This window comes from Capnocytophaga canimorsus, from assembly GCF_002302565.1.
Classification (GTDB): Bacteria; Bacteroidota; Bacteroidia; order Flavobacteriales; family Flavobacteriaceae; genus Capnocytophaga; species Capnocytophaga canimorsus.
This window is the reverse complement of the sequence record NZ_CP022382.1, coordinates 513,114-537,589: the sequence shown is the minus strand read 5'-3', so window position 1 is coordinate 537,589 and position 24,476 is coordinate 513,114. Positions and strand designations below refer to the sequence as shown.

Genomic DNA, 24,476 nt, shown 5'->3' with positions numbered 1-24,476 from the left:
AAAATGTTCTATTTTGCACACTCTATATTCGTTTTCAATCGGCTAATATACAAAAAATGTACGTGTATGGAGTATTTTTCAAAACTTTTTTATCCTAAAAAAGTGAAATTATTAGAGTTATTATAATTTAAACTCAATAGACTGCACTTAATGGGGGGTATTGAATTATACCAATACTTTGAAAAAAAATAATTTCTTTTAGATGATTTTTAGTAGCTGTTTTTGTTTTAAATCAAGATAAATTTGCGCAAATCACAAGCAATTTTTTAAGGAAATGAGTCAATTGAGAATTTAAAAGGAATAATCTCCATTTTTTGTTATTTGAACATCAAGAGCTTTTAAATCTTTGACAAATGTATCATATCCTTTTTTTAGGTTATTCCAAAAAGAAATAAGTTCTTCATTATACTTGTATTTACCTTTATAAATTTGCATATTTTTATCTGTCATTTTAAACGGAAAAAGGTAAACGGGTATTTTGTTTTGTCCGTTATTTCGTGCATAAGTAGCAAGTAAATAGATTTCTTTGATATAGTTATCAGTCATGGGTAAGCAACCTATTGTTACACAATCTCCGTGAATAAAAATATCACCGCCTAAATCATGGGCTTTACTTTTTCTTTTGTCAGACAAATTTGGGTAATTAAGCCCCAAAGAAAGATAAAAATTACTCGATGGATTGAATCTGTCGATGTGATAAAACCCCTCAGGAACTTGCCCATCACCCTGTTTTCTTTTTGGTCCAAGCTTTCCCGAACGCGAACATATCGGATAGGAAATTATTTTTCGGTATGTATGTTCTTTTTTGGATTTTCCATAAATTTCAAGTAAATCATCATCTTTGTAAGCAACAAAAATCAGATTAAGATTATTCACAGACAAATTATGTTTATCAAGTTTTTGCCTTAATACTTCTTGTTTTTCCTTTAAAGCAATCCTTACTCTTTCATATTTTTTCTGAGTGGTAAGGAAATCTGTCTGTTGAGCAAACGGAAACACAGGGATTAAAGCAATTATTATTTTATTTAATAATTGGTACATAATGATTGATATTCAGGATAAGTTTGAGTTAAATACACTTCACTTTTTAAAGGAAGGTAGTACAAGGTAATGTATGTAACGATGTAAAAAAGCGTAGAGAAAGCTGAAATTCCTACTAAAACAAACAGGTTTTCAATGTGTTCTGTATTTTGTATAATTAACTGGGAGTTTATCTGAAAAGAGAAAATTAAAGATGTTGTCGCAATATTATTTCCAAAGATAATTTCTTTTAGTAGCCATTTTTTAGTGTCTGGACTTTTTTTGCGTAGTTTATAATTGAATCGTATTAGTATAATTGCACCAATAAGCCAAATACTCATGATTCCTGTTAAAACCCAATACGTTTGGGTAAAGAATGATAAGGCTTTGAAAATTAGAATAAACAAAAGTAAGGTTATCAGTAGCTTAGGAGGCGAGAAAAAAGTTTTTACGTGTTGCCATAGAATACGATTGTAGCGTTTTCTCATTTGTTTTGTTTTCTGTTCTACTACATCGCTAAATCCGCAAACACCAAATTTTCGAAATTCTTTTTGTAATGTGGTTTCAAAATCATCATTGGGGAATGTTTGCCAATGTGTTTCAATGGCATTAGCCAAATGGTCAACTAATTCTGTTTGAAGGTCATAATATTCAACATAGTGCTGACGGGTAAACTTATACAAATATTCAATTTGTTGGGAATTTACTTTTTTCATACTGTACTAGGAGTTAGTTGGGGTTGATGCTTTGGGTTAATGATGTTTTGTAAACTTGAAATAAAATTCTGAATTTCAGAGATTTGTTTTTCTGTTTCTTTGATGCCATTTTCCGTGATTTTATAATATTTACGAACACGGTTATCTACTTGTTCAATCTCGGGGGTAAGCAGCCCTTGGGCTTCCAATTTGTGCAAAGTTGGGTATAGAGCTCCTTCCGTTATGGAAATTTCACCTTGTGAGAGTTCCTTTACTTTTTGCGTGATTTCGTAACCATACATTCGTCCGTTATCTTGCAATAGCTTCATTACTATGGTGGTAAGACTTCCTTTATAGAGCGATGAATTTTGTTTCTTCATATCTTATATATTTAGGATACAAATATACATAATTTTCTTATGTATATGCTTTTTTCAATTTTTTTAAGATACAAATTCCAGAAGTTTATTTGTAAAGCTATTTTCAGAAATAAAAAAACTCATTACTTTCTAGTAATGAGTTTTTTAAAAGGATTATTTCTTTTTATTTCTGTTAAGTACTCGATATTCTTCGTAGCAATTGCTAATGGCTTCGAGTATTTGTAAATCGTTGGCTGTCATTATAAAATCATTGGAGTAATTGCACGAACGTATCATTTCTTCCAGTTCGTTTCGGTCAATTTGTAGTAACTCAATCAGCGTTTCTCTATCGTATCTTGAGGCAAGCATATCGCTCAGTTCATTATCTTTACGAATTTTTTCGAGCTTTCGCATTTCTCTTCCCTTTGCTCCAAAAGTTCGATATAAAAAATCTGCAGGATTGAAAATCGCGTTAAAAACCCGACCAATAGTGGTGGCTTTCGGGCGTCCTTCATAACCCAATTCCAATCCTGATACACTATAACGCACACTTTCGTCTACGGGAATATATTTTGCATCAATATCTAAATATCCTGTGAGCTTATGTGGCGAAATGATAACCTCTTCCAAGGCATAAGCCAATTCGGTCATTCCTATTTTCGTGCCTGGAAATTTTAACATATCATTAGTTACCTTAACTTTCAATGACTTATATCCTAAAAAGGATAAATACAACGTGTCATTGACTTGGGCTCGAATGGTAAAGTCACCTTTTTCGTCGGTTACCACCCCACTTACTTTATTTAGATTCAAAATGTGTACATTAGCCATAGGTTGTCCGCTTTGCATACTGAACACATTTCCTTGCATTTCAGTAGGTTGTTGTCCGTATAGAAAGCTACAGAATAGCCCGACTAGTAGAAATAGTATTTTTTTCATTGGTATAAAATAATCTTGTTAACCACAAGGTAAAAATAAGAAACAAAAATAAAAAAAATACGGATTGACCGTATTTTTATTTATCTTTAACAATTGATTATTTTCGTTTTTTTCGTTTTTTAAAAACATTTTCAAAGGTTTGCGAAGCTTTTTGTTTTCGGTTTTTTGTTTTTTCTTTTGACGATTGAGTACCATTTTTTTTGCCTTCGCTACGTTTTTTTCTTGACTTTTCCGATTTGGAACTTTCTCCTTTTTTAGAAATTTCCACGTTGATGAAACGTCCGTCCATTTTAAAATCAGAAAATATGCTTTGTACCAAATCTTGATGCTCAATTTCGGTATTAAAAAATGAAAAACTATTTTTAACATCTACTTTGAAAACATCGTCTTTCCCTAAATCAAGCGTAGCTTTTAAGAAGTCTTTTAGTGAACGCCAATCGTAACCATCTCTTTCCCCGATGTTTATAAAGTAACGAACTTCATTACCTGTACTTTGCGAATTTTCACCACTGGAAGAAACGTTCAAATCTTCTGCGTTTTTGTAATAGGTGTAAAAACGATTAAATTCAACAGCAACCATTTTTTTGATTAGTGTTTCACGGTCAATGCCTTGTAGTACATCGTGAATAGCAGGAAGATAATCATCAATAGCGCTATTTACCTCTACATTTTTGATGTTGTTTGCCAAGTGATAGAGCTGTATTTCACAGATTTCCATACCATCGGGTAGTTTTTTGGCTTCAAAAGGTTGTTGTATGATTTTTTCGATGGTTTTAATCTTACGGACTTCACTTTTTGGAATAATTACCATAGAAACCCCTGATTTACCGGCTCTTCCAGTTCTTCCACTGCGATGGGTATAGGTTTCTGCCTCGTCAGGGAGTTGGTAGTGTATTACGTGAGTAATATCGTCAACATCTATACCTCGTGCTGCAACGTCGGTGGCTACTAACATTTGTATTTGTTTGGCACGGAACGATTTCATTACCAAATCGCGCTGATTTTGACTTAAATCGCCGTGTAGAGCAGCAGCGTTGTATCCGTCTTCGATAAGTTTTTCAGCGATTGCTTGGGTGTCTTTTTTGGTGCGACAAAAAACTACTGAGAATATATCTGGATTGGCGTCAGCCAGACGTTTTAAAGCCTGATACCGATGTCTGCCATTGACCATATAGTATTCGTGTCGGATATTGTTAGAGGCTTGATTTCGAGAGCCTACTGTAATTTCAATAGGCTTGTTCATAAAACGGCGTGCAATTTTAGCTACTTCTTGAGGCATCGTTGCTGAAAACAACCAAGTATATTTATCTTGTGGGGTGTGTGACAATATTTCGGTAATATCCTCATAAAAGCCCATATTGAGCATTTCGTCGGCTTCGTCCAACACGCAAAAATCAATAGCTGAAATATCTACCAGTTCACGACGAATCATATCTTGCATACGCCCAGGAGTGGCTACAATAATTTGAGCGCCTTTTTTGATATTTTTTGCCTGTTCATCAATACTTGCACCACCATAAATGGCTACCACATTGATTTTGGACATATATTTGGCATATAGCTTCAGTTCGGAAGCAATTTGCAAACACAACTCTCGAGTCGGAGAGAGAATTAATCCTTGTGTTTTTTTGCTATCAGCATCAATTTTTTCCAACAAAGGAAACCCAAAAGCTGCTGTTTTTCCAGTACCTGTTTGTGCCAAAGCTACAATATCAGTATTGTCTGAAAGTAAAACGGGAATGGTTTTTTGCTGTACTTCGGAGGGAGTTTCAAAGCCCATATCATTGATGGCTTTGATGATGGGCTCGGAAAGCCCTAATTGTTCAAATAAATTCATATATTTTTTCTATAGGGGCAAAAGTATAAATTATAATCCAAAAATTAGGAAAATAAATGTAAAATCTACTGATACACTTGTTCTTTGTATTAATTTTTTACCTTTTCAACCAATTCGAGTTGATCAATATCTACAGTGGTGGTGAATAATCCGTAGTTGATAACGGCTTTTCCTTTTTCAATTTTATCAATGGAACCTACGCTACGACTGTCTTTTATGCGAACCCTGTCGTTAACTTTCAAAGCTCGTTGCATTTGTTGTTTTTCTTTTTCGACTTTGAGGGATTTTTCTTTTTTCTCAGCTTTACGTTGTTTACGAATTTCTTCTATTTTTTTGCTTAATTCTTTTTCAGTTTTCTTTTTTAGTTCTTTATGCCTAATTTTTTCAGCTTCGTCAACTTTCTTTCGTTTTGAGTTTTCCGTTTCTACAATGCGTAAAAATTCGGAAATTAGCGGACGTTTTTTTCCGTTTTCAAAATATTTTTCTGCCAAATCGTTAATTTTATTTCCTAAGGCAATCATACGCTGGTTGTAATCATAAAGTTCTTGATAATTTATTAACTTTGATTTTATTTTTTGATTGAGCTCTTCCAAACGTTTGGCTTCTTCACGGGCTTTTATCTCTTCGTCTTTCAACGCTTCGGAAGTTTTTTCCATTTTACTACGTTCTTTTTGCAGTTTGGCTATGGTAGCATCAAAACGTACTTTTCCGTGTTCTATTTTTTTCTTGGCTCTGTTAATCAATCCGAAAGGGATTCCGTTTTTTTGAGCCACTTCAAAAGTGAAGGAACTTCCTGCTTCGCCTACGATGAGTTTAAAGATAGGTTCTAAAGTTTTGTCATTGAATAACATATTGGCATTAGTGGCATAAGGCAGTTCGTTGGCAAGCATCTTTAAATTGGCATAATGTGTTGTGATTACCCCAAAAGCTTTTCGATGATAGAATTCCTCCAAAAAGGTTTCTGCCAAGGCGCCACCAAGCTCTGGGTCACTTCCCGTACCAAATTCGTCGATTAAGAAAAGCGAATTTTCATTGCATTTCTTTAAAAAATAATTCATATTTTTTAATCGATAGCTGTATGTACTTAAGTGATTTTCAATAGATTGATTGTCGCCAATATCTGTTAATATTCTTTCAAAAAGACAGGTTTTACTTCGATGGTGTACTGGAATAAGCATACCGCTTTGTAGCATCAGTTGGAGTAATCCTATGGTTTTCAGGGTGATACTTTTTCCTCCAGCGTTAGGTCCAGAAATGACAATAATCCGCGATTCGTTAGTTAATAATATAGTTTGCGGATAAGTTATAGCTCCTTTTTCCTGATTATTGAGAAAAAGCAAAGGATGATAGGCTTGTCGGAAATCTATCACACGCTCCTCGGTAATTTCAGGAAGCAACCCATTGATTTTTTCAGCGTACTTTGCTTTTCCGTAAATTATATCTATTGAGGTAATATATGCTTGATAATCTTTTAGAAGTACAACGAAATTACCTAAGAAAATGGTTAACTCTTTTAAAATTCTAAGAATTTCCTCTTTTTCATCATACAATAAATTATTTAATTCTCTTGAAGCTCTTTCGGTTTCTTGAGGTTCAATATAAACGATACTTCCAGTTTTTGAACTGCCCAAAACTGCACCTTGTACTTTTCGCCTGTACATTGCTTTTACCGCCAAAACTCTGCGGTTTTCAACAACAGTTTCACGAATATCATCTAGATAATCAGAAGCATTGTATATTGTCAATGCTCGATTAAAACTTTCGTTGATTTTCCCTTTTACTTGACTGATTTCCTTTCGGATATTGGCAAGGGTAGGAGAGGCTTCGTTTTTGATTTCTCCGAATTTATCAATTATTTTTTCGATAGCTTCGGTGATTTCGTTGGTAAAATGAATACTTTCAGTGTTTTGGTAAAGAGTTGGATATAATTCCTTGAATTTATGAAAAAATACAATATGATTGTTAACTGTTTGTGAGAGTCGATATATCTTCTGAATTCCAGTAATTTCGAGTGTAGTGCCCTCTATTTCAAGTAAATTTATTTCATTTTTGATTTTTTCGGCTGCGTGGGGCGGAATCGTATTATTGTTTTGAAAAGAGGACAAATATTCATTGGTTTGTTGCAAAGCCATTAGTAAGGCTTCCTTTTGAGTAAAGGGTTCAATACGTAGTGCATATTTTTTACCCAGTTCGGTTTGGCATAATTCTGAGATATGCTGTAAAACGGTGTTAAATTCTAAGTCTTGTAAGGTTTTGGTATGTATGCGTTTTATGAGTTTTCCCATAGATTCTATTTGTTGGTATAAAATAAAAATAACTCACTATAAATCAGTGAGTTATTTTTATTTTGTGATCACGGCAGGATTCGAACCTGCGACCGTCTGCTTAGAAGGCAGATGCTCTATCCAGCTGAGCTACGTGACCCCTCTTAACTAAAAAATATATTCCAAAAATGCAACTTGAAACATTTATGAAATATATTTTTGGATTTGTCGGGGCGGCAGGATTCGAACCTGCGACCTCCTGGTCCCAAACCAGGCGCGATGACCGGACTACGCTACGCCCCGAGAATATAACTGTAAATGATGCGGAGAGACTGGGACTCGAACCCAGGCATCGGTTACCCGATGACAGATTAGCAATCTGCTCCGTTACCACTCCGGCACCTCTCCTTTTATCAATTAAAGAACTTGCTTCAGTTTTGCGAGTGCAAATATACAGAAATATTTTTCATTCATACAAATTTTATACAATAAATTTTTATGTTTTTTTTGTATTTTATTTTAATAAAATTATTTTCAAATAGATATGAGTGAAAATATTTTTAAAACTCATCGGCTCTAAAGAGTCATCTGAACAAAAATTTCGTCTTTCCGTTGTAATCTGGAAAAATTTTGTAATGCTATTTTTCTAAAAAACTGGTTAAAGCTAAACGATACCCCTGCAACCCGAAGCCTAAAATAACCCCTTTTGCCACAGGAGAGATGTATGAAACGTGCCTAAAATCCTCTCTAGAAAAAGTATTTGAAATGTGTACTTCAATCACTGGTGTAATTATCGACTTAATAGCATCACCAATGGCAATAGAGGTGTGAGTATAAGCCCCTGCATTCAAAATAATTCCATCAAAATCAAATCCCAACTTATGAATAGTATTGATGATTTCACCCTCTACATTACTCTGAAAATAGAAAAGTTCTACTTCATTAAATTCTTGTTGTAGTTGCTTGAAGTAATCTTCAAAAGAGGTGCTTCCATAAATTTGGGGTTCTCGCTTGCCTAACAGATTGAGGTTCGGACCATTGATGATGGCTATTTTTTTTATCTTTTTTTGCATACCTATGTGTTAGTGTATAAAATTTGCGTTACCTTTTCAAAAATACTTTTTTCGGTTATGGTTTCTATGGCTTTTTCGTAGCCCTTCGGAAGTTTATTGCCGTAAACCGAAGTAGGAATCAAAGGGAAAGCTTCTCTATCGGCAAGTAGCATATTTTCAGCGGGTTGCCCATATGGATAAAAACCTGCATAAGGGTGAGTTACGCCCCAAAGAGTTAAGGTCGGCACGTTAAACATAGCCGAAAGATGAGCATTACCACTGTCCATCGCTACCATAACGTTTAATTGTGATATGAGTTGTAATTCCTCTGCAAAGGAAAGTTCGCCTACCATATTTTTGATGTTTTTACGTTTTGGTAGGGAATCTAAAATTTCTTTTTCGTGCTTTCCGCCTCCGAATAGAAAAAGTTGATGGTCTTGGTTGTTAGCCAGTTGCTCAATAACTGTTTTCATATTTAAGAAAGGATATTGTTTGCCCAAATGAGCTGCAAAAGGCGCTATGCCGATATTTTTCTTGCTCAAATCAACCAATGATTGTACTTTTTCAGAAAGAGTAGGAGTGGGGCAGAAGTAAAGTTTGTCGAATTCTATGGGAAGTCCTAATCTACTAAAAACATCGGCATATCTTAGATAGGAAGGACGTAATTGACGGAAAACTTTGTTTTTGCTTCGTGTTAAAGCACGCTTTTCCTTTCGCCCTTTATCAATTTGTTCAAAGGGAATTCCTGCTGATTTAAAGAATACTTTCAATACATTGGAACGTAATACATTGTGTAAGTCTGCCACGGCATCAACTCTTTCAATACGCAATTCTTTGAACAAGCGAAATAATCCGGAAAGCCCCTTATGACGTGCTTTTAAATCAGGAGTAAAAACTTTACAATTAGTAATATGCGAAAACATAGAAGCGTAGAGCGAACGCGTTAATACGGTTATACGCACATCGGGGTACTGCTTACGAAAAGCCGTCAGTACTGGAACACTTATGGCTACATCGCCCATAGCGGAAAGCCGAATAACTAAAATGTGTTTTATGCTCATAAATTTACGGATTTATGTTTAAAAGCATTATGTTTGTATTCTTAAAGAGAAAATCCTTTTCAGAGCCAAATATAACAAATAAATTTCACATTATGAAACCTTTTTATTGCTTTGTTATTGTATTATTATCACAAATTTCTTGGGCGCAATCCCCCTTTTTTAATTTTGATAAAAGCCTTAGATTTGATTTTTATCTTGCTGCTGATGCACATACATCGGCGGTGTATTTCTTGCAAATGAAAAAAGAACCTCATTGGGGAGGTTCCACCACAAAGTTGATACATCCGCAGTATGGAGATTTTTGCTTAAAATTGATTGATAGCCAATTGAATAAAGAAATTTTTTCAAAAGGATTTAATTCTTTGATGAAAGAATGGAAGTACGTAGAACAAGCTCAAAATGAGAAGAAACTATTCTATCACGCGATTCAAGTGCCTTTCCCAAAAAAAACGTGTTTGTTGCAGATCCAAATGCGAAACTTTGATGGGAAATTTGAAACTTTGTTCGAACGAGTTGTTAATCCGAATGACTACTTCATAAGCGATGAGCAAGTGTCCAATCATCCGATTAAGACATTATTGCATAATGGCTCCTCTTCAAATAAAGTAGATTTAGTTATTTTAGCCGAAGGATATACCGCCGACCAAATGGAAAAATTTTATGCCGATGCTCAACGTATGATTGACTATATGTTCACAATCTCTCCATTTGATGATTTGAAAGATAATTTCAATGTATATGCCATAGGTACAGCTTCGTATGAATCAGGAACAGATATTCCAGGAGAAAATATCTATAAAAAAACCGTTTTTGATGCTTCCTTCTATACCTTTGATATGCAGAGGTATTTAACAGCAAATAACTTTAAGCAAATAGCTGATGCTGCTTCTTTAGTTCCTTACGATCAAATATATGTGCTGGTTAATACCGAGATGTATGGAGGAGGAGCCTTTTATAATCACTTGAATTTGACTTCTGTAGATCATAATCTCTCTGAAAAGGTATTTGTACACGAATTCGGACACGGATTTGTCGGACTTGCCGATGAATATTACGACTCACAAACTGCTTTTGAATCTATGTACAATCCTAATATAGAGCCTTGGGAGGAAAACATTACCACTTTAGTTGATTTTCAAAACAAATGGAAGGATATGATAGTACCCAAAACGCCCATTCCTACGCCTCGTACTCCAAAATACGAGAAGTCGGTAAAAGTCGGTGCTTTTGAAGGAGGCGGATATGTATCTAAAGGAATTTATAGCCCAGCTGCTGATTGCCGAATGAAATCAAACATTCCTAGTGGGTTTTGCCCCGTTTGTGAACGTACCATTCGTAAGATGGTTGATTTTTATACAAAATAGCACAATCAAGGATAAAAGCCCGTTTTGCTAAGAGCAAAACGGGCTTTTCAACAATATAATAACCAAAATTTAAAATCAAAGTTCAACGCTTTGATTCGTCTATGAGCAGTACAAATATCGTAAAAAAAGAAAAAACGAAAACGATTTAGTTGAAAATATTTTTGTTTAATATATAACTTTTAGTTATTTTTGCAACAAAATAAGTTTAACGACCTTTTTTGTAGTATAAAAATATCTGAAAATTATTGTGTTATGAAAATTTTTAAATTTGGAGGAGCCTCTGTGAAAAATGCGGCAGGAGTGCGTAATATGGCAACTATTTTGGAAGAAATAGGTTATTCGAACACTTTGATTGTGGTTTCGGCTATGGGTAAAACCACCAACGCCTTGGAGGAGGTAATTCATCATTATTTTGAAAAGTCAGAACTGCTTTGGCAAAGTATTGATCAAGTCAAAGAATTTCATTATCAAATCATCAATGAATTATTTGAAAACGAAAATCATCCAGTTTATTGGAAGGTAGATGGATTATTTGCGGAATTGGTTTCTTTTTTGGAGCGAAACAAATCACCGAAACATAGTTTTGTTTACGATCAGGTAGTCGGATTCGGTGAATTGATTTCCACCACGATTATCAGTCATTATCTAAATGATTGCGGAGTCAAAAATACTTGGATTGATGTTCGTAATCTCATCAAAACCGATAATAATTATCGTGATGCAGGAATTCTGTGGGAAGAAACGGAGACAAACATAAAAAATAATATAAATAAGTCTTTACTTAACATTACGCAAGGTTTTTTAGGCAGCGATGCTAATTTTTTCACCACTACTTTGGGGCGAGAAGGTTCAGATTATACAGCTGCTATTTTTGCCTATTGCTTAAATGCTGAAAGCGTTACCATCTGGAAAGACGTTCCAGGGGTTTTGAATGCTGACCCTCGCTACTTTGAAAAAACCGAATTACTTGAAAAGATTCCATATCAAGAAGCCATAGAACTTGCTTTTTATGGTGCTTCGGTCATTCACCCCAAAACTTTACAGCCATTACAACGCAAAGAGATACCTTTGTATGTGAAATCGTTTATTGATCCGCAATCATCGGGGAGTGCTGTTTGTGGGGTTGCCCAATTAGAGCCTAAAATTCCTTGTTTCATACTTAAAAAAGACCAAGTGCTTATATCATTGTCATCGTTAGACTTTTCCTTCATTATGGAGGATAATATCAGTTTTATTTTTAAACTGTTACACGACTCAAAAATGAAAGTAAGTTTGATACAAAATTCTGCAATAAGTTTTTCGGTGTGTGTGGATAATAAATTCAATACGCTTCCTGATTTGGTAGAAAGTCTAAAGTCCAAATTTAAAGTTTCCGTTTTTGAAAAGGTGAATCTTTATACGATTCGACACGCTACTTCACAAGCAATTACTGAAGTAGAAACAGGCAAAAAAGTACTTGTAAAGCAAGTGTTGCAAAATACGGTGCAAATTGTAGCTCAATAGCGCTTTTTACTAATTTATAAGGACTTAGTAAACTCTTTTTGAGTGTAAAAATCTGATTTTAGGTAGATTTTTACACTCTTTGAGTTGATAAGTCTTTTTTATTTTTTCAAAAGGAAAATCTAAAAAGCAATAATTAAATAACTTTTTATTTTACTTTACTTTGTTTTTTAGCTAAATTGCTTATTTTTACCCATATTTAAAAATTTGTTTTATGTATATCAGACGCATACTTACTATTACAGCTCTAATAGGATTGGTTTTTATGGGTGTTTTTGCCTACTATGTCTATAGTGCGGTTTTTGCCCCTAATACAGCTTTTCAAAATAAAGAAGCTATTGTTTTGGTCAGAACAAATGCTACGTTTAAGGATGTGATTGAGCAGTTGGAACCTTTGCTGGAAAATACCGATTCGTTCATTAAAATAGCTCAAAAAAAAGGGTACATACAAAACATTAAGGCAGGTAGATTTATCATAAAAAAAGGAAGTAGCAATAATGAAATTGTTAATGTTCTGCGTAGTAAAAATACTCCTATAAAACTGGCTTTCAATAATCAAGAAACTTTGTCGGATTTAGCAAAACGCATCGCAGAACAAATTGAGGCAGATAGCCTTTCTCTAATACAAGCCTTTACCGATATTCACTTTCTTAAAGAAAATGACTTTACAATCAGTGATGCCATCGGAATGTATGTACCCAATACATACGAATTTTTTTGGAATACTTCCGCCGAAAAATTTCGAGACCGAATGCTTAAGGAATACCAGCGTTTTTGGAATGAAACACGTATTGAAAAAGCTAAAAAACAGAGTCTTACTCCAAAGCAAGCCACTGTTTTGGCCTCTATCGTTCAAAAGGAAACTGCACAAGTTTCTGAACGCAAACGTGTCGCTGGAGTTTATCTTAATCGACTCAAAATGAATATGCTATTGCAGGCAGACCCCACCGTAATTTTTGCTATAAAAGAGCATACGGGTAATTATGATACTATCATTAAAAGGGTTTTATATAAAGATTTGGAAATTAATTCTCCTTACAATACTTATAAGTATGCAGGATTGCCTCCTGCCCCTATTGCTATGCCTGATATCTCTTCAATTGAAGCCGTTTTAGACCCTGAAAAACACGACTTTTTGTTTTTTGTTGCAGACCCTGAAAATTTTGGATTTCATAAATTTGCCCGAACGCTTGCTCAACACAATAAAAACAAAGAAGTTTATGTGAAATGGATTCAATCACAAGGAATTAAAAGATAATTAAAATTTTAAAATAGAAAAATCGTAAAATAATGAAGAAAATTTTGTACCCAATGTTGGCATTATGTATTCAGTGGGGGACTGCCCAAGAGAGTGTAGAATACCAGAAGCCATCTGCCGAAATTTTAGAATTGGCTGACTTTGAACGAGCCCCATCAGTGATGATGAGTAGTAGTAGGGATTGGACGGCTTTCGTGTTTCGTCCGACCTACAAAACTTTGGAAGATTTAAATCAAGAAGAAATTCGCTTGGGAGGAACACGAATAAATCCGAAGTACAATACTCCCAGTACCATTACGTACTACAACAATTTAAAGTTGAAGAAAACCAGAGAAAAACAAATGAAACAAATACAAAATTTGCCAGTAAACCCGCAAATTGCGTACCTAAGCTTTTCTCCTGATGAAACTAAAATAGCGTTTACCCATACTTCGCCCAATGGGGTGGAGCTTTGGTTGGTTGACTTACAAACGGCAACAGCTAAAAGATTAGGACAATCTGTTTTGAACGCAAATTTGGGAATGCCTTACACTTGGAACCCTGATGGTACAGGTATGGTTATCAGAGTATTGCCTTCGGAGCGTCCAGCTTTGAAAAATCAGGAGAAAACATTGCCTCAAGGTCCAGTGATATCTACAGGAAAAGGCGAAGTTTCTCAAAATAGAACCTATCAAGATTTGCTTAAAAATCCGATAGATGAATTTAATTTTGAAGTGTTAATTACTTCACAATTAAAAAAGATAGATTTAAATGGTAATGAAACTCCTTTTAAATCAGCTGCGATGTATGTTGAAGAGAGTTTTTCTCCTGATGGTAAGTATATTTTACTAACCGAAGTTAAGAAACCTTTTTCATACATTGTTCCTTATCATCGTTTTCCTATGGAGAGTTATGTATGTGATGCACAAGGTAATTTTGTGGCTTCAGTGAATACTATTCCACTTAACGAAAATTTACCTAAAGGATTTTCTTCTACTCTGATGGGAAAACGAAATATGTTTTGGCGTGCCGACAAGCCACATACTTTGTTTTATGTTGAGGCTTTAGACGGAGGCGACCAAAACCAAAAAGCCGAGTTTCGTGATGAATTGTTTGAGTGGGAAGCTCCTTTTAACGCTCAGCCTAATTCGCTGATGAAACTCAAACAACGCTTCCAACGTATTATTTGGGGGGATGCCCAAAATGCATTGGTGTATGAGAGTTGGTACGATACTCGAAATCAAAAAGTTTTTTTGTTTAATCCAACAACTAAATCCGAAAAATGCATCATTGACAGAAATTATCAAGATGTGTACAATGACCCAGGTACCCCATTGTTTATCAAAAACCAATGGAATCGTAATGTATTGCAGATTGATGGAGGTAAAACCTTTTGGTTAGGAGCAGGTTATACGCCTAAGGGGCAGTTTCCTTTCTTTGAATCTCTTGATTTGAAATCCCTTGAAAAAAAGCGACTTTACACCTCTAATGTAAAAAATATGAAAGAAAACATTTTAGATGTAATTGACGTGAAAAAAGGGGAATTGCTTGTGAGTTTAGAATCTCAAACACAGTTTCCTAATTATTATATTAAAAACTATAAAAAGAAAACACAAAATCAAATTACTTTTATTGAAAATCCATTCCAAGCCTTAAACGGAATACACAAAGAAGTAATTCATTACACTCGAAAAGACGGAGTTGCACTCAGCGGTACATTGTATCTTCCTAAGGGATATAATTTTAAAAAGAAGGAAAAACTTCCGTTGCTTATTTGGGCATATCCACGCGAATATAATAGTAAAAATACTGCAGGGCAAAACACAGCAAATCCCAATCAGTTTACCTATCCGAGCTATGGTTCATTTATTTATTGGGTTACTAAAGGATATGCCGTTTTAGACGATGCAGCATTCCCTATCGTAGGAGAACAAGGGCAAGAACCTAATGATACCTTTATTGAACAACTAATAGCTAATGGTAAAGCCGCTATTGATGCGGTTGATGCATTGGGATATATTGACACCAAAAGAGTAGCCGTAGGTGGGCATTCATACGGAGCTTTTATGACGGCTAATTTGCTTACTCATTCCGATTTATTTGCTTGTGGAATTGCAAGAAGTGGGGCGTATAATCGTACTCTTACCCCTTTCGGATTTCAGCGCGAACAGCGTAATTATTGGGATGCTCCTGAAGTTTATAACACAATGTCTCCTTTTATGAATGCTCATAAAATGAAAAAACCACTTTTACTCATTCACGGAGCTGCTGATAACAATCCTGGTACGTTTACCCTTCAAACCGAACGTTATTTCCAAGCGCTGAAAAATTTGGGAGCGCCGGTGCGTATGGTATTATTGCCTTTTGAAAGTCACGGATATCAAGCTAAGGAAAGTATATTACACACCCTTTGGGAACAAGACCAATTTTTAGAAAAACATCTCAAATAGTGTAATTAGTTGTAATATTTTCAAAAATTACAAAATCCGTAGAATGTTTTATTTCTACGGATTTTTTTATTGTGCAATATGTTGAATCATTTTTGAAGATGATATTCAATATTTACATATCTCTTTCTACATCTTTGTCACCTCTTCCTGATAGGTTAACAATTACAGTTTGATTTGTGTCTTTCATCAGTTTTATGGCTAAAGCCACAGCGTGAGAGGACTCTATGGCAGGGGTAATCCCCTCTAAACGAGAAAGTAGTTGGTAAGCCTCAATGGCTTGCTTATCAGTAACAGAATGATATTCTACACGTTTAATGTCTTTTAAATGAGCGTGTTGCGGACTTATTCCAGGGTAATCCAACCCAGCAGCTACCGATTTTGAAGCTATCGGATTGCCATTTTCGTCCGTTAAACAATACGAATATGTTCCTTGAAAAACAATCGGAGTTCCGTAATTTAAAGTAGCTGCTGTGCTATTTAGAGTATCTTCACCGCCTCCTTCAGCCCCATATATCTTAACTTCTTGGTCTTCTAAGAAAGCTGAAAAAAGCCCGATAGCGTTTGACCCTCCGCCCAAACAAGCAATAATACTATCGGGGAGTTTTCCTTCCTTTTGTAAAAATTGTTGTTTGGCTTCATTACCTATAACACTTTGGAAAAAACCTACCATTTTCGGATACGGATGCGGACCTACGTGAGACCCTAATAAGTAGTAACTTTCTGGATTTTCAATATAGTAGCTCAATGCAGTATCTACGGCATCTTTTAGGGTTTGATTTCCTGAAGTACAAGCAATTACTTCAGCTCCTAGTAGTTGCATTCTTTTCACGTTTAAGGCTTGGCGTTGCATATCAACAGCTCCCATAAAGATTTTACAGGGCAGCCCTAAAAACGCACAAGCTGTAGCGGTAGCCACGCCGTGTTGCCCAGCCCCAGTTTCGGCAATAATTTCTTTAGCACCCATTTTTTGTGCTAAAAGTATCTGTCCTACAGCATTATTTATCTTATGTGAGCCTGTATGGTTTAAATCTTCGCGTTTGAGGTAGATTTTAGCCCCAACATAGGTACTTAAATTTTTAGCCAAATAAAGTGCTGAGGGTCTGCCGATAAAATCTTTTAAAATACTGATATATTCCTCCTGGAAACTTGTTGTAGGGGCGATAGTATCAAAAAAATCGCTTAATTTTTTAAGTTGTGTTTCCAATGCAGGAGGTACGTAGGCTCCACCATAAGCCCCATAATGTCCTTGATAATTAAGCATTTCATTTAAAGGGGCTACCTCAATGGTTGTTTCATTGTTTTTTGCGGTTATTGATTTCATTGTAAAAAGTATTTATGTACGATTAAACTTAGTTTTTAATAATAAAAAAAAGTCGTTAGGAGCAACCTAACGACTTTTGTATCTTATTTCAGATAAATACAAAACATCAACTACACTCCCTTTTTATGAGACTGTAACCCCACCACCAATTGTTATTTGTATTTACCAATGTCATTTTCTTCAAAAATTTCTCATCATTTGTTGGGGCAAATGTAAAAATAAAATCTAGTAATAAAAATTTTTATACAATTATTTTTCTTTCAAAATACAATTATCCTAAATATTTGAAGGTAATTTATTGATAATGTTTTTGGAAGAAAATACTTTTTGATGGTATTTGAAGTAATTATTTTCTCTTTTTTACGGCTTGTAGTAAATTTTCTGCTAAAGTATGTAAATAATTGATTTGTTCATTATAAAGATAAACATCGTGCAAGGGCATTTCGTTGGAAATAAGCATTGTATTTGTTTTGGAAATGGATTTTGAAGCTGATAGATTATTATTTTTAACAGTGTTTTGAAGCTGTGATTCTGATTCTCTCAAAAAGTGAGTTGATATTTCTAAAGTCATAATAATATCATCAATTGCCAAATTGATTGCAGATTTAGGAAGTGACAGGTTTTCATTATTTAAACGAATTCCTAAAGAGGCGATGGTCGCTAAAAAAGATTGTTGTATTACCGCTATTTTATATACTGAAGAATCTTTTTGTTTGGATTTGGGTTCCTGCATCATTCTTTGGAAGGAGGCGTTTAAATTAGAAAGTCGCAAAAAGGCTTCTTTTCTCGAATATTTATATGCATTAGTAATTCCGCTACCAGTATTCAAAGCATTTTTAAACGCTTTTAAATAGTTGATGTTAGCTTGTATTGATTTTTCAATAGTTTCATTAAAAGAATAATGCTCCCACCAAGGTAATATGAAGTAATTTGCCGTAGCGGCTAATGTTGCACCTATTAAAGTGTCCAAAATACGGTATTGTAGTACGTTGTACACATCAGGGGTATGTAAGGCATAAAGAAAAACTACACTAATGGTTACAAAAACGGAACCTGTTGTATAATTCTCTTGGATTAAACCAAAGGCAAAAGGCATAGCAAGTATCCCAATAACCGCATATAAATCAGGATAAGGAAGTGTATAAATGATAATGAAAGCGATTGCTCCTCCCACAAAGGTACCATAAATACGTTTCAAGGATCGCTGCTTGGTGAGCCCAAATCCAGGTCGCATAATGATAAAAACCGTAAAAATAATCCAATAAGCGTTTTGTAGTGAAAAAGTTTGTCCTATCAGATAAGCTACCAAAATAGTAACCGAAAGCCGTAAGGCGTGTCTGAAAAACGAGGATTTCCACGACAAGTGATCTTTCAGTCTTTTGAGTGAATAGTCCTGAATGCTAACAAATTTTCGATAGGCTTTTTCCTCGTTCTTGGTAAAGTCTTTTTGGTAATAATTCTCAAATATAACACGTATAGCTTTTATTGATTTGTATTGATTTTCGAGATAATCTTGAAAATTTTTAAGCGTCAATAATGTATCATTATTTTCGTGTTGAAGTTGTTTATTCTCAACCTCTTTTATGATTTCGGAAATGAGAGTTAACAGATTGCCAAGTTCGTTAGAAAGTTTTATTTTCTTTCGAGAACCGATATAAACTGACATTTGATTGAGTTGCCTTGAAAGTTCTTTCAAAAAATCAGAAAATGGTTTCAAAATGGCTTTATTTTTACCAAATTGATGATCTAATTTTTCGTATTGTACAGGATGAGCAAGTGCTAGTTCAAAAATGTCAACCAATTCGATGAACATCAAAAACTGACGATGTAAGTAATTGGTTCTTCCTGATTTACTCCGTGAGTCCAACAATTCTTCTCGTAGTTTTTCATAATTTTCATTGAGTTGTGTCTGTAGGTCAATCATTCTTTTAAACCCCGATTCTCGGTTTTCCGACATAAGTAAATAGGCTCGTACAGAAAAAAAATCAGCCGTTAATGAAAAACATTTTCCTAATAATTGTTCGCTGTATTGGCGTGGTTTGATGTTAACGTAAAGCAATACTAACGCAATGAACCAGCACCCGCCCAAAAAAACATATACCAAATGCAGATATATATCTGTCCCTGTGCGAATGTGAGCCAAAGTAGTGGCTATACTAAACAGCCCCGATATGGCAATCATTGAAGCCCGATACCCATATAACGAAATGTAAGCATTAAAAAAGGTGAGTCCGAAAATCGTTAAAAGTAAAATGTTTTGGTTCGGATAAGTGATGTTTACTAAAAAAGAGCTGAGCATCGCCAAAAGAGTTGCAATCATCAATCCGCTAATGTGGTGTTTTCGGTTTCCAGGAATATCACTCGGAGAAATTACCACTATGGTCATTCCTATAGCAATTCCTGCAGCGATATCTCCACAGTACCAGCCAAAGGCAATGGGCACAAGTAGTGCTATGGTTTTAAGAATTCCTTTAAAAAATGAAAAACTGGTAAGAAATTTCTTGATTTCGGTAAACATTTTAAAAGATGTAAAGTAAAAAAAGAGTAAATCATAAGCCGGATTCTGTTCTTTTCAACTGAAAAGTGTTTGTCATTTATCTTGACTTATAGTTACCTATGAGTTCAAACCGCCTACCCTCCAACATCGGGCGGGCACCCTCAAACGCTGGTTTACATGGCGTTGCACCGCATAGAGTTTACCTGATTTCACTACAGCCGAACTGTACTTGCTTTCTGTTGCACTTGTCCTCGTTTTACAACGGACGGGCATTACCCGCTATGCTTCCCTTTGGTGTCCGGACTTTCCTCCACAAGTGGCGACAAACCGATTTACTCTCTGTGGGCAAAGATACGATTCTATGTAGAAATTTTTACTCTCAACAGTGTATATTTCTCATAGCGAGATGAAAATTTTATTATAAATTGAAACTTTTTAAATGTAGTAATGCCTTAATTAAATCAAATATTTTATTAAATATTTGATTTTAAGTTGTTTAAATATTTATTGTTTTCGAATAAGATAAAAAAGAATTATGATAAGTTAAAAAATATGAAGTTATTTCAAAATTATTTTGTAAGTTAGCAACCACATAACAAAAATTTTTGTAAAAACACTATGGCAGAAACAGTAAAATTATTATTTGAAGGAAAAGAATATGAATTCCCAATCGTTGTGGGGACCGAAAATGAAAGAGGAATAGATATTGATAAACTACGAGCTTTAACAGGTCTAATCACTTTGGATTCAGGGTATAAAAATACAGGGGCTTGTAAAAGTGCGATCACTTACTTAGATGGAGAAAAAGGAATTTTAAGATACAGAGGTTACGATATTGAAGAATTAGCAGAAAAAGCTGACTTTTTGGAGGTAGCTTATTTATTAGTTTTCGGAGAGTTACCAACTAAAGCAGAATATGACAAGTTCATCAAAACCATTCATAAATATACCTTGGTTCACGAGGAAATGAAGGGTATTTTGGACGGATTCCCAAAAACGGCTCACCCAATGGGTATTTTGGCTTCGCTTACCAGTGCTTTAACAGCGTTCAATCCAAAATCGGTTGACGTTTCTTGTGAGAAAGATGTATATGAGGCTGTTTGTAAGGTGATTGCGAAAATTCCAGTGTTGTCTTCTTGGGTGTATCGTAAGCGTGAGGGGCTTCCGCTTAATTACTATAATAATGAATTAGGCTACATTGAGAATATTTTACAGATGACTTTCTCAATCCCTACCGAAAAATACAAAATGAATCCGCAAGTGGTGAGTGCCCTCAACAAATTGCTTATTTTACACGGCGACCACGAGCAAAACTGCTCTACATCAACGGTTCGTTTGGTGGGTTCATCACACGCGGGACTTTTTGCAACCATTTCATCAGGGGTTTCGGCACTTTGGGGTCCGTTACACGGAGGTGCAAATCAGGCAGTTGTTGAAATGTTAGAGGATATCAAAGCCGATGGAGGCGATGTGGAAAAATACATCAACAAAGCAAAAGATAAAGACGACCCATTCCGACTTATGGGCTTCGGACATCGTGTGTACAAGAATTTTGACCCACGTGCAAAAATCATTAAAAAAGCTGCGGACGAAGTTTTACATTCTTTAGGCATTGACGACCCAATTTTTGACATCGCTAAGCATTTAGAGAAAGTAGCTTTGGAAGATGAGTACTTCAAATCAAGAAATTTGTACCCGAATGTTGATTTCTATTCAGGAATTATTTATCGTGCGCTAGGAATGCACGTGGAAATGTTCACGGTACTATTTGCTATTGGGCGTTTACCAGGTTGGATTGCTCAATGGAAAGAAATGCGACAAGGTAATGAACCTATCGGGAGACCGAGACAGATTTATGTTGGGCAAACACAACGAAAATTTGTCGATATCAGTAAAAGATAACAACAAATTCCTATTAAAAAGCCTCGTTTTGTTCGGGGCTTTTTTCTTTTTGAATGAAAAAATAGGTCTATCAAACTAAAAAAGCAATCTATAACGACAAAAAATCTATCTATCAATTAAAATAAATAAAGTTTTTCGATATAAAAGTATAGTTTAAGTCAAAATATATGTCAAACTTCAAAAAATAAGATAAAAACTAAACAAAAAAATATAGTAAAACAAAAAATAAGTACAGGAATACGAAGAATAATATAAGTGTTGAGTAGAAAGTGTAAGGAAAACACAAAAAAAGTATCTTGTTAAAGAAAAATAAGAAAGGAAATTACAAAATAATATAAGAGCAAAAGAAAATAATATGCGAAAACTAAAAATAAGTATACTAATTAAGTAAATTAATTTATAAGGTGTTTGTTGTATGAAGAAGATAACTCAAAAATATATCAGTATTGTACTGTTGCTGTTATGTTTTATTCCTTTCTTGTCGTATGGTCAGTTTAATAAATATGATTATGTGTCACATCATTTAAGTAATAATCGAAAAATAGCCAAGCTTAACGGAAAATGGGGATATGTTAATAAAAGAATGAAAACAGTTATCCCATTTGAATTTGATGAAGTCAAAACTTTTACAGGAAAAGTAGCTTGGGTGAGAAAGAATAACAAATGGGGATTGATAAATAAAAGAGGTAAGATGAGAACTCCTTTTATTTATGATAGATTTGAAGACTTTACTGATGGGGTAGCTCTAATTAAACGTGATAATAAGTATGGTTATATCAATATTAAAGGAAAAGAGATTGTCATTCCTCAATATACTTCAGCAAAGAGCTTTAAAAATGGAGGTGGTAAAGTATCTATAGAGAAAAAAACGGGAATTATTGATAGAACAGGAAAAGAAATCATACCAATTGCTTATAATAGAGTAGGTGATTTCTATGAAGGAATGGTATGGGTTGAAAATGAAGAAGTAGGTGTTATGGATAAGTCAGGAAATATGATAGTTCCTTTACGATATGATATAATTAGTGACTTTTCTGAAGGGTTTGCACGAGTAACATCAAAAGGTAAAACAGGTTTTATTGATAAAAAGGGGCGTGAAGTTATTCCTTTGAAATTCAGATTTGCTTATTCGTTTAGTGATGGAATGGCTGTGATAAAAAGTGGAGATGAAGATGGAGCGATTGACACTTCTGGGAAGGTTATTGTTCCAACCATTTATGAGTTTGTAGATACTTTCAGCGAAGGGCTTTCCTACGTGAAGATGAATGGAAAATACGGATACGTAAATAAGCAAGGTAAATTAGTAATCCCGATGATTTATGACAGAGCTTATCCTTTCAATAATGGGACTGCAAGAGTGATGAAAGGTAATGTGACTTATTTGATTGATAGTGCAGGAAAGGAGTTACATATTATAGGAGATGAAAATACAAAAAGGCTAAATAAGAAATTAACAGCGATAAAAAAAGACGGAAAGTGGGGGATTTTTAAAAGAAAAAGATTGATTGTGCCATATAAATATGATGATATAGGAAGTTTAAGCTCTGATGGATTAGTAGCAGTCATTCAAAATGGTAAAAAAGGATTTATAAATAAAAGAGGAAAAGAAATAATTTCGTTAGTGTATGATAATATATCAGGAAACTTTCTTGGAGGTATCGCAAAGGTAGGTATAAATGGCAAACAAGGGTATATAAATACAAAAGGAGAGGAAATTATCCCAATACAATACGATTGGGTAGATGATTATTTTAATGATAAAACAGGGACTTTAACTGTAGAACGCGATGGAAAGCGATTTGAAGTTAATATGCGAAATGAATGTGAAGCAAACTGTCCTTAATCTATCCAACTATCCTAAATAAGTTAAGAGTATTAGAATCTAAAATTGCTATATAACAAAGAAAAATCATATTTATTATGTTAAAGGTAAATATTAAAAACGAAACGAACCGACTAAAAGCAGTTATCCTCGGTACTGCTCAAAGTAATGGAGCTACTCCGACAGCTGAGGAGGCGTATGACCCAAAATCGTTAGAGCATATCAAAGCTGGGACGTATCCTATCGAAAAAGATATGGTAGCTGAAATGGAAGCTTTCAGGAGTGTGCTGGAAAAGTATGGCGTTACGGTATATCGACCCGAAATCATCGAAAATTGTAACCAAATCTTCACTCGTGATATTGGTTTTGTGATAGATGATATCTTTATCAAAGCAAATATATTGCCTGATAGAGAAAATGAGTATCAGGCTATTGAGTATATTGTGAACAAAATCGAAAAATCGAAAGTAGTTATTCCTCCTGATGAAGTACATATCGAAGGTGGGGACGTGATGCCTTGGAATGAACACATCTTCATAGGAACGTATAAAGGTAGTGACTATAAAAATTACATCACTGCCCGAACTAATATGCAAGGTGTAGAATTTATTAAGGAATTATTCCCAAATAAAATCGTAAAAGAGTTTGATTTGGTGAAATCTAACTTAGAAGCGAGGGATAATGCGTTACATTTGGATTGTTGTTTTCAACCTGTGGGCAGAAATAAAGGAATTATCTACAAGAGTGGCTTCCGTGAAGAGGCAGATTATGTATATTTGTTAGAACTTTTCGGAAAAGAAAATTTATTTCACATTACAAGGGACGAAATGTACCATATGTATAGCAATATCTTCTCAATTGCTCCTGATGTGGTGGTTTCGGAACGGAAATTCACGCGTTTGAATAACTGGTTACGAGATAATGGCTTCGTGGTGGAGGAAATCCCATACTATGAAATCTCAAAACAAGAGGGACTGCTCCGATGTTCTACCTTACCGCTTATCAGAGAGTAGGGAGTTTATAAAATAAGAAGAGTAGTAGGGAAGAAACATAAAATTTTTATGTGCCATTGAGCGAAGTTCTTGTCAGGCTGAGCGAAGTCGAAGCCTTAAATACATCATTAAAAATAATAAACTGATTATCACGAATAAAAAAT

General features: G+C 34.7%; 17 protein-coding genes, 3 tRNA genes and 1 other RNA gene. 7 read left to right on the top strand and 14 right to left on the bottom strand.

Going from position 1 to position 24,476, the window contains the following annotated elements:
• Positions 1-291: 291 nt before the first annotated feature.
• The 11 genes from CGC47_RS02385 to CGC47_RS02335 all read right to left on the bottom strand — a co-directional run bounded on the left by CGC47_RS02385 (position 292) and on the right by CGC47_RS02335 (position 9,221).
• The gene (locus CGC47_RS02385; protein ID WP_172458709.1) at positions 292-1,041 is read right to left on the bottom strand and encodes a L,D-transpeptidase family protein; all 750 of its coding nucleotides are present in this window, start codon (positions 1,039-1,041) and stop codon (positions 292-294) included.
• On the bottom strand, positions 1,026-1,736 hold the full coding sequence (locus tag CGC47_RS02380) for a hypothetical protein (RefSeq protein WP_041998463.1): 711 nt from the start codon (positions 1,734-1,736) through the stop codon (positions 1,026-1,028). Before CGC47_RS02380 ends, CGC47_RS02385 begins: the two co-directional genes overlap by 16 nt.
• Positions 1,733-2,095 carry a PadR family transcriptional regulator gene (locus tag CGC47_RS02375; protein ID WP_041998466.1) on the bottom strand — a complete coding sequence of 121 codons (363 nt, stop codon included), beginning with the start codon at positions 2,093-2,095 and terminating at the stop codon, positions 1,733-1,735. The genes CGC47_RS02380 and CGC47_RS02375 overlap by 4 nt, the downstream gene beginning before the upstream one ends.
• 153 nt (positions 2,096-2,248) lie before the next feature.
• Entirely contained in the window at positions 2,249-3,013 is a 765-nt protein-coding gene (locus CGC47_RS02370) for a carboxypeptidase-like regulatory domain-containing protein (RefSeq protein ID WP_041998469.1), read from the bottom strand.
• 97 nt (positions 3,014-3,110) lie between these two features.
• Complete coding sequence (locus tag CGC47_RS02365) at positions 3,111-4,850, bottom strand: DEAD/DEAH box helicase (RefSeq protein ID WP_041998472.1); 1,740 nt, start codon at positions 4,848-4,850, stop codon at positions 3,111-3,113.
• Between the two features lie 89 nt (positions 4,851-4,939).
• Entirely contained in the window at positions 4,940-7,135 is a 2,196-nt protein-coding gene (locus CGC47_RS02360; RefSeq protein WP_440588176.1) for an endonuclease MutS2, read from the bottom strand.
• A 65-nt stretch (positions 7,136-7,200) separates the two neighbouring features.
• Positions 7,201-7,274 (bottom strand) — tRNA-Arg (locus CGC47_RS02355).
• 68 nt (positions 7,275-7,342) lie between these two features.
• A tRNA-Pro gene (locus CGC47_RS02350) sits at positions 7,343-7,417 on the bottom strand.
• Between the two features lie 21 nt (positions 7,418-7,438).
• Positions 7,439-7,522: transfer RNA gene (locus CGC47_RS02345), tRNA-Ser, on the bottom strand.
• Between the two features lie 230 nt (positions 7,523-7,752).
• Positions 7,753-8,187: a type II 3-dehydroquinate dehydratase gene (aroQ, locus tag CGC47_RS02340; protein WP_013997464.1), complete on the bottom strand. Its 435-nt coding sequence runs from the start codon at positions 8,185-8,187 to the stop codon at positions 7,753-7,755.
• Between the two features lie 2 nt (positions 8,188-8,189).
• Positions 8,190-9,221 (bottom strand): glycosyltransferase family 9 protein, encoded by a 1,032-nt coding sequence (locus CGC47_RS02335; RefSeq protein ID WP_095900355.1) that lies wholly within the window; start codon positions 9,219-9,221, stop codon positions 8,190-8,192.
• A 98-nt stretch (positions 9,222-9,319) separates the two neighbouring features.
• Between CGC47_RS02335 and CGC47_RS02330 the strand changes: the two genes are divergently transcribed.
• From CGC47_RS02330 to CGC47_RS02315, 4 genes are all read left to right on the top strand, one after another.
• The gene (locus CGC47_RS02330; protein WP_095900354.1) at positions 9,320-10,591 is read left to right on the top strand and encodes a M64 family metallopeptidase; all 1,272 of its coding nucleotides are present in this window, start codon (positions 9,320-9,322) and stop codon (positions 10,589-10,591) included.
• Positions 10,592-10,843: 252 nt separating this feature from the next.
• Positions 10,844-12,094, top strand: coding sequence for an aspartate kinase (locus tag CGC47_RS02325; RefSeq protein WP_041998847.1), 1,251 nt, complete (start codon positions 10,844-10,846; stop codon positions 12,092-12,094).
• 211 nt (positions 12,095-12,305) lie between these two features.
• Positions 12,306-13,349, top strand: a complete 1,044-nt coding sequence (gene mltG / locus CGC47_RS02320; RefSeq protein WP_041998844.1) for an endolytic transglycosylase MltG — start codon at positions 12,306-12,308, stop codon at positions 13,347-13,349.
• A gap of 32 nt (positions 13,350-13,381) precedes the next feature.
• A complete protein-coding gene (locus tag CGC47_RS02315) occupies positions 13,382-15,778 on the top strand; it encodes a S9 family peptidase (RefSeq protein WP_095899940.1) in 2,397 nt (798 codons plus the stop codon).
• A 112-nt stretch (positions 15,779-15,890) separates the two neighbouring features.
• On the opposite strand, the gene trpB is transcribed toward CGC47_RS02315, so the two are convergent.
• The 3 genes from trpB to rnpB form a co-directional block, all read right to left on the bottom strand.
• Positions 15,891-17,099 carry a tryptophan synthase subunit beta gene (gene trpB / locus CGC47_RS02310; protein WP_082025274.1) on the bottom strand — a complete coding sequence of 403 codons (1,209 nt, stop codon included), beginning with the start codon at positions 17,097-17,099 and terminating at the stop codon, positions 15,891-15,893.
• A 346-nt stretch (positions 17,100-17,445) separates the two neighbouring features.
• Positions 17,446-19,617: an FUSC family protein gene (locus CGC47_RS02305; RefSeq protein WP_095899939.1), complete on the bottom strand. Its 2,172-nt coding sequence runs from the start codon at positions 19,615-19,617 to the stop codon at positions 17,446-17,448.
• 19 nt (positions 19,618-19,636) lie between these two features.
• Positions 19,637-19,935: RNase P RNA component class A (gene rnpB, locus CGC47_RS02300), an RNA gene on the bottom strand.
• A 279-nt stretch (positions 19,936-20,214) separates the two neighbouring features.
• On the opposite strand from rnpB, the gene CGC47_RS02295 reads away from it, so the two are divergent.
• The 3 genes from CGC47_RS02295 to CGC47_RS02285 all read left to right on the top strand — a co-directional run bounded on the left by CGC47_RS02295 (position 20,215) and on the right by CGC47_RS02285 (position 24,333).
• Entirely contained in the window at positions 20,215-21,498 is a 1,284-nt protein-coding gene (locus tag CGC47_RS02295) for a citrate synthase (protein WP_041998841.1), read from the top strand.
• Between the two features lie 415 nt (positions 21,499-21,913).
• Positions 21,914-23,341 (top strand): WG repeat-containing protein, encoded by a 1,428-nt coding sequence (locus tag CGC47_RS02290; protein ID WP_095899938.1) that lies wholly within the window; start codon positions 21,914-21,916, stop codon positions 23,339-23,341.
• A 77-nt stretch (positions 23,342-23,418) separates the two neighbouring features.
• Positions 23,419-24,333, top strand: coding sequence for a dimethylarginine dimethylaminohydrolase family protein (locus CGC47_RS02285; protein WP_041998838.1), 915 nt, complete (start codon positions 23,419-23,421; stop codon positions 24,331-24,333).
• The last annotated feature ends 143 nt before the right edge of the window (positions 24,334-24,476 follow it).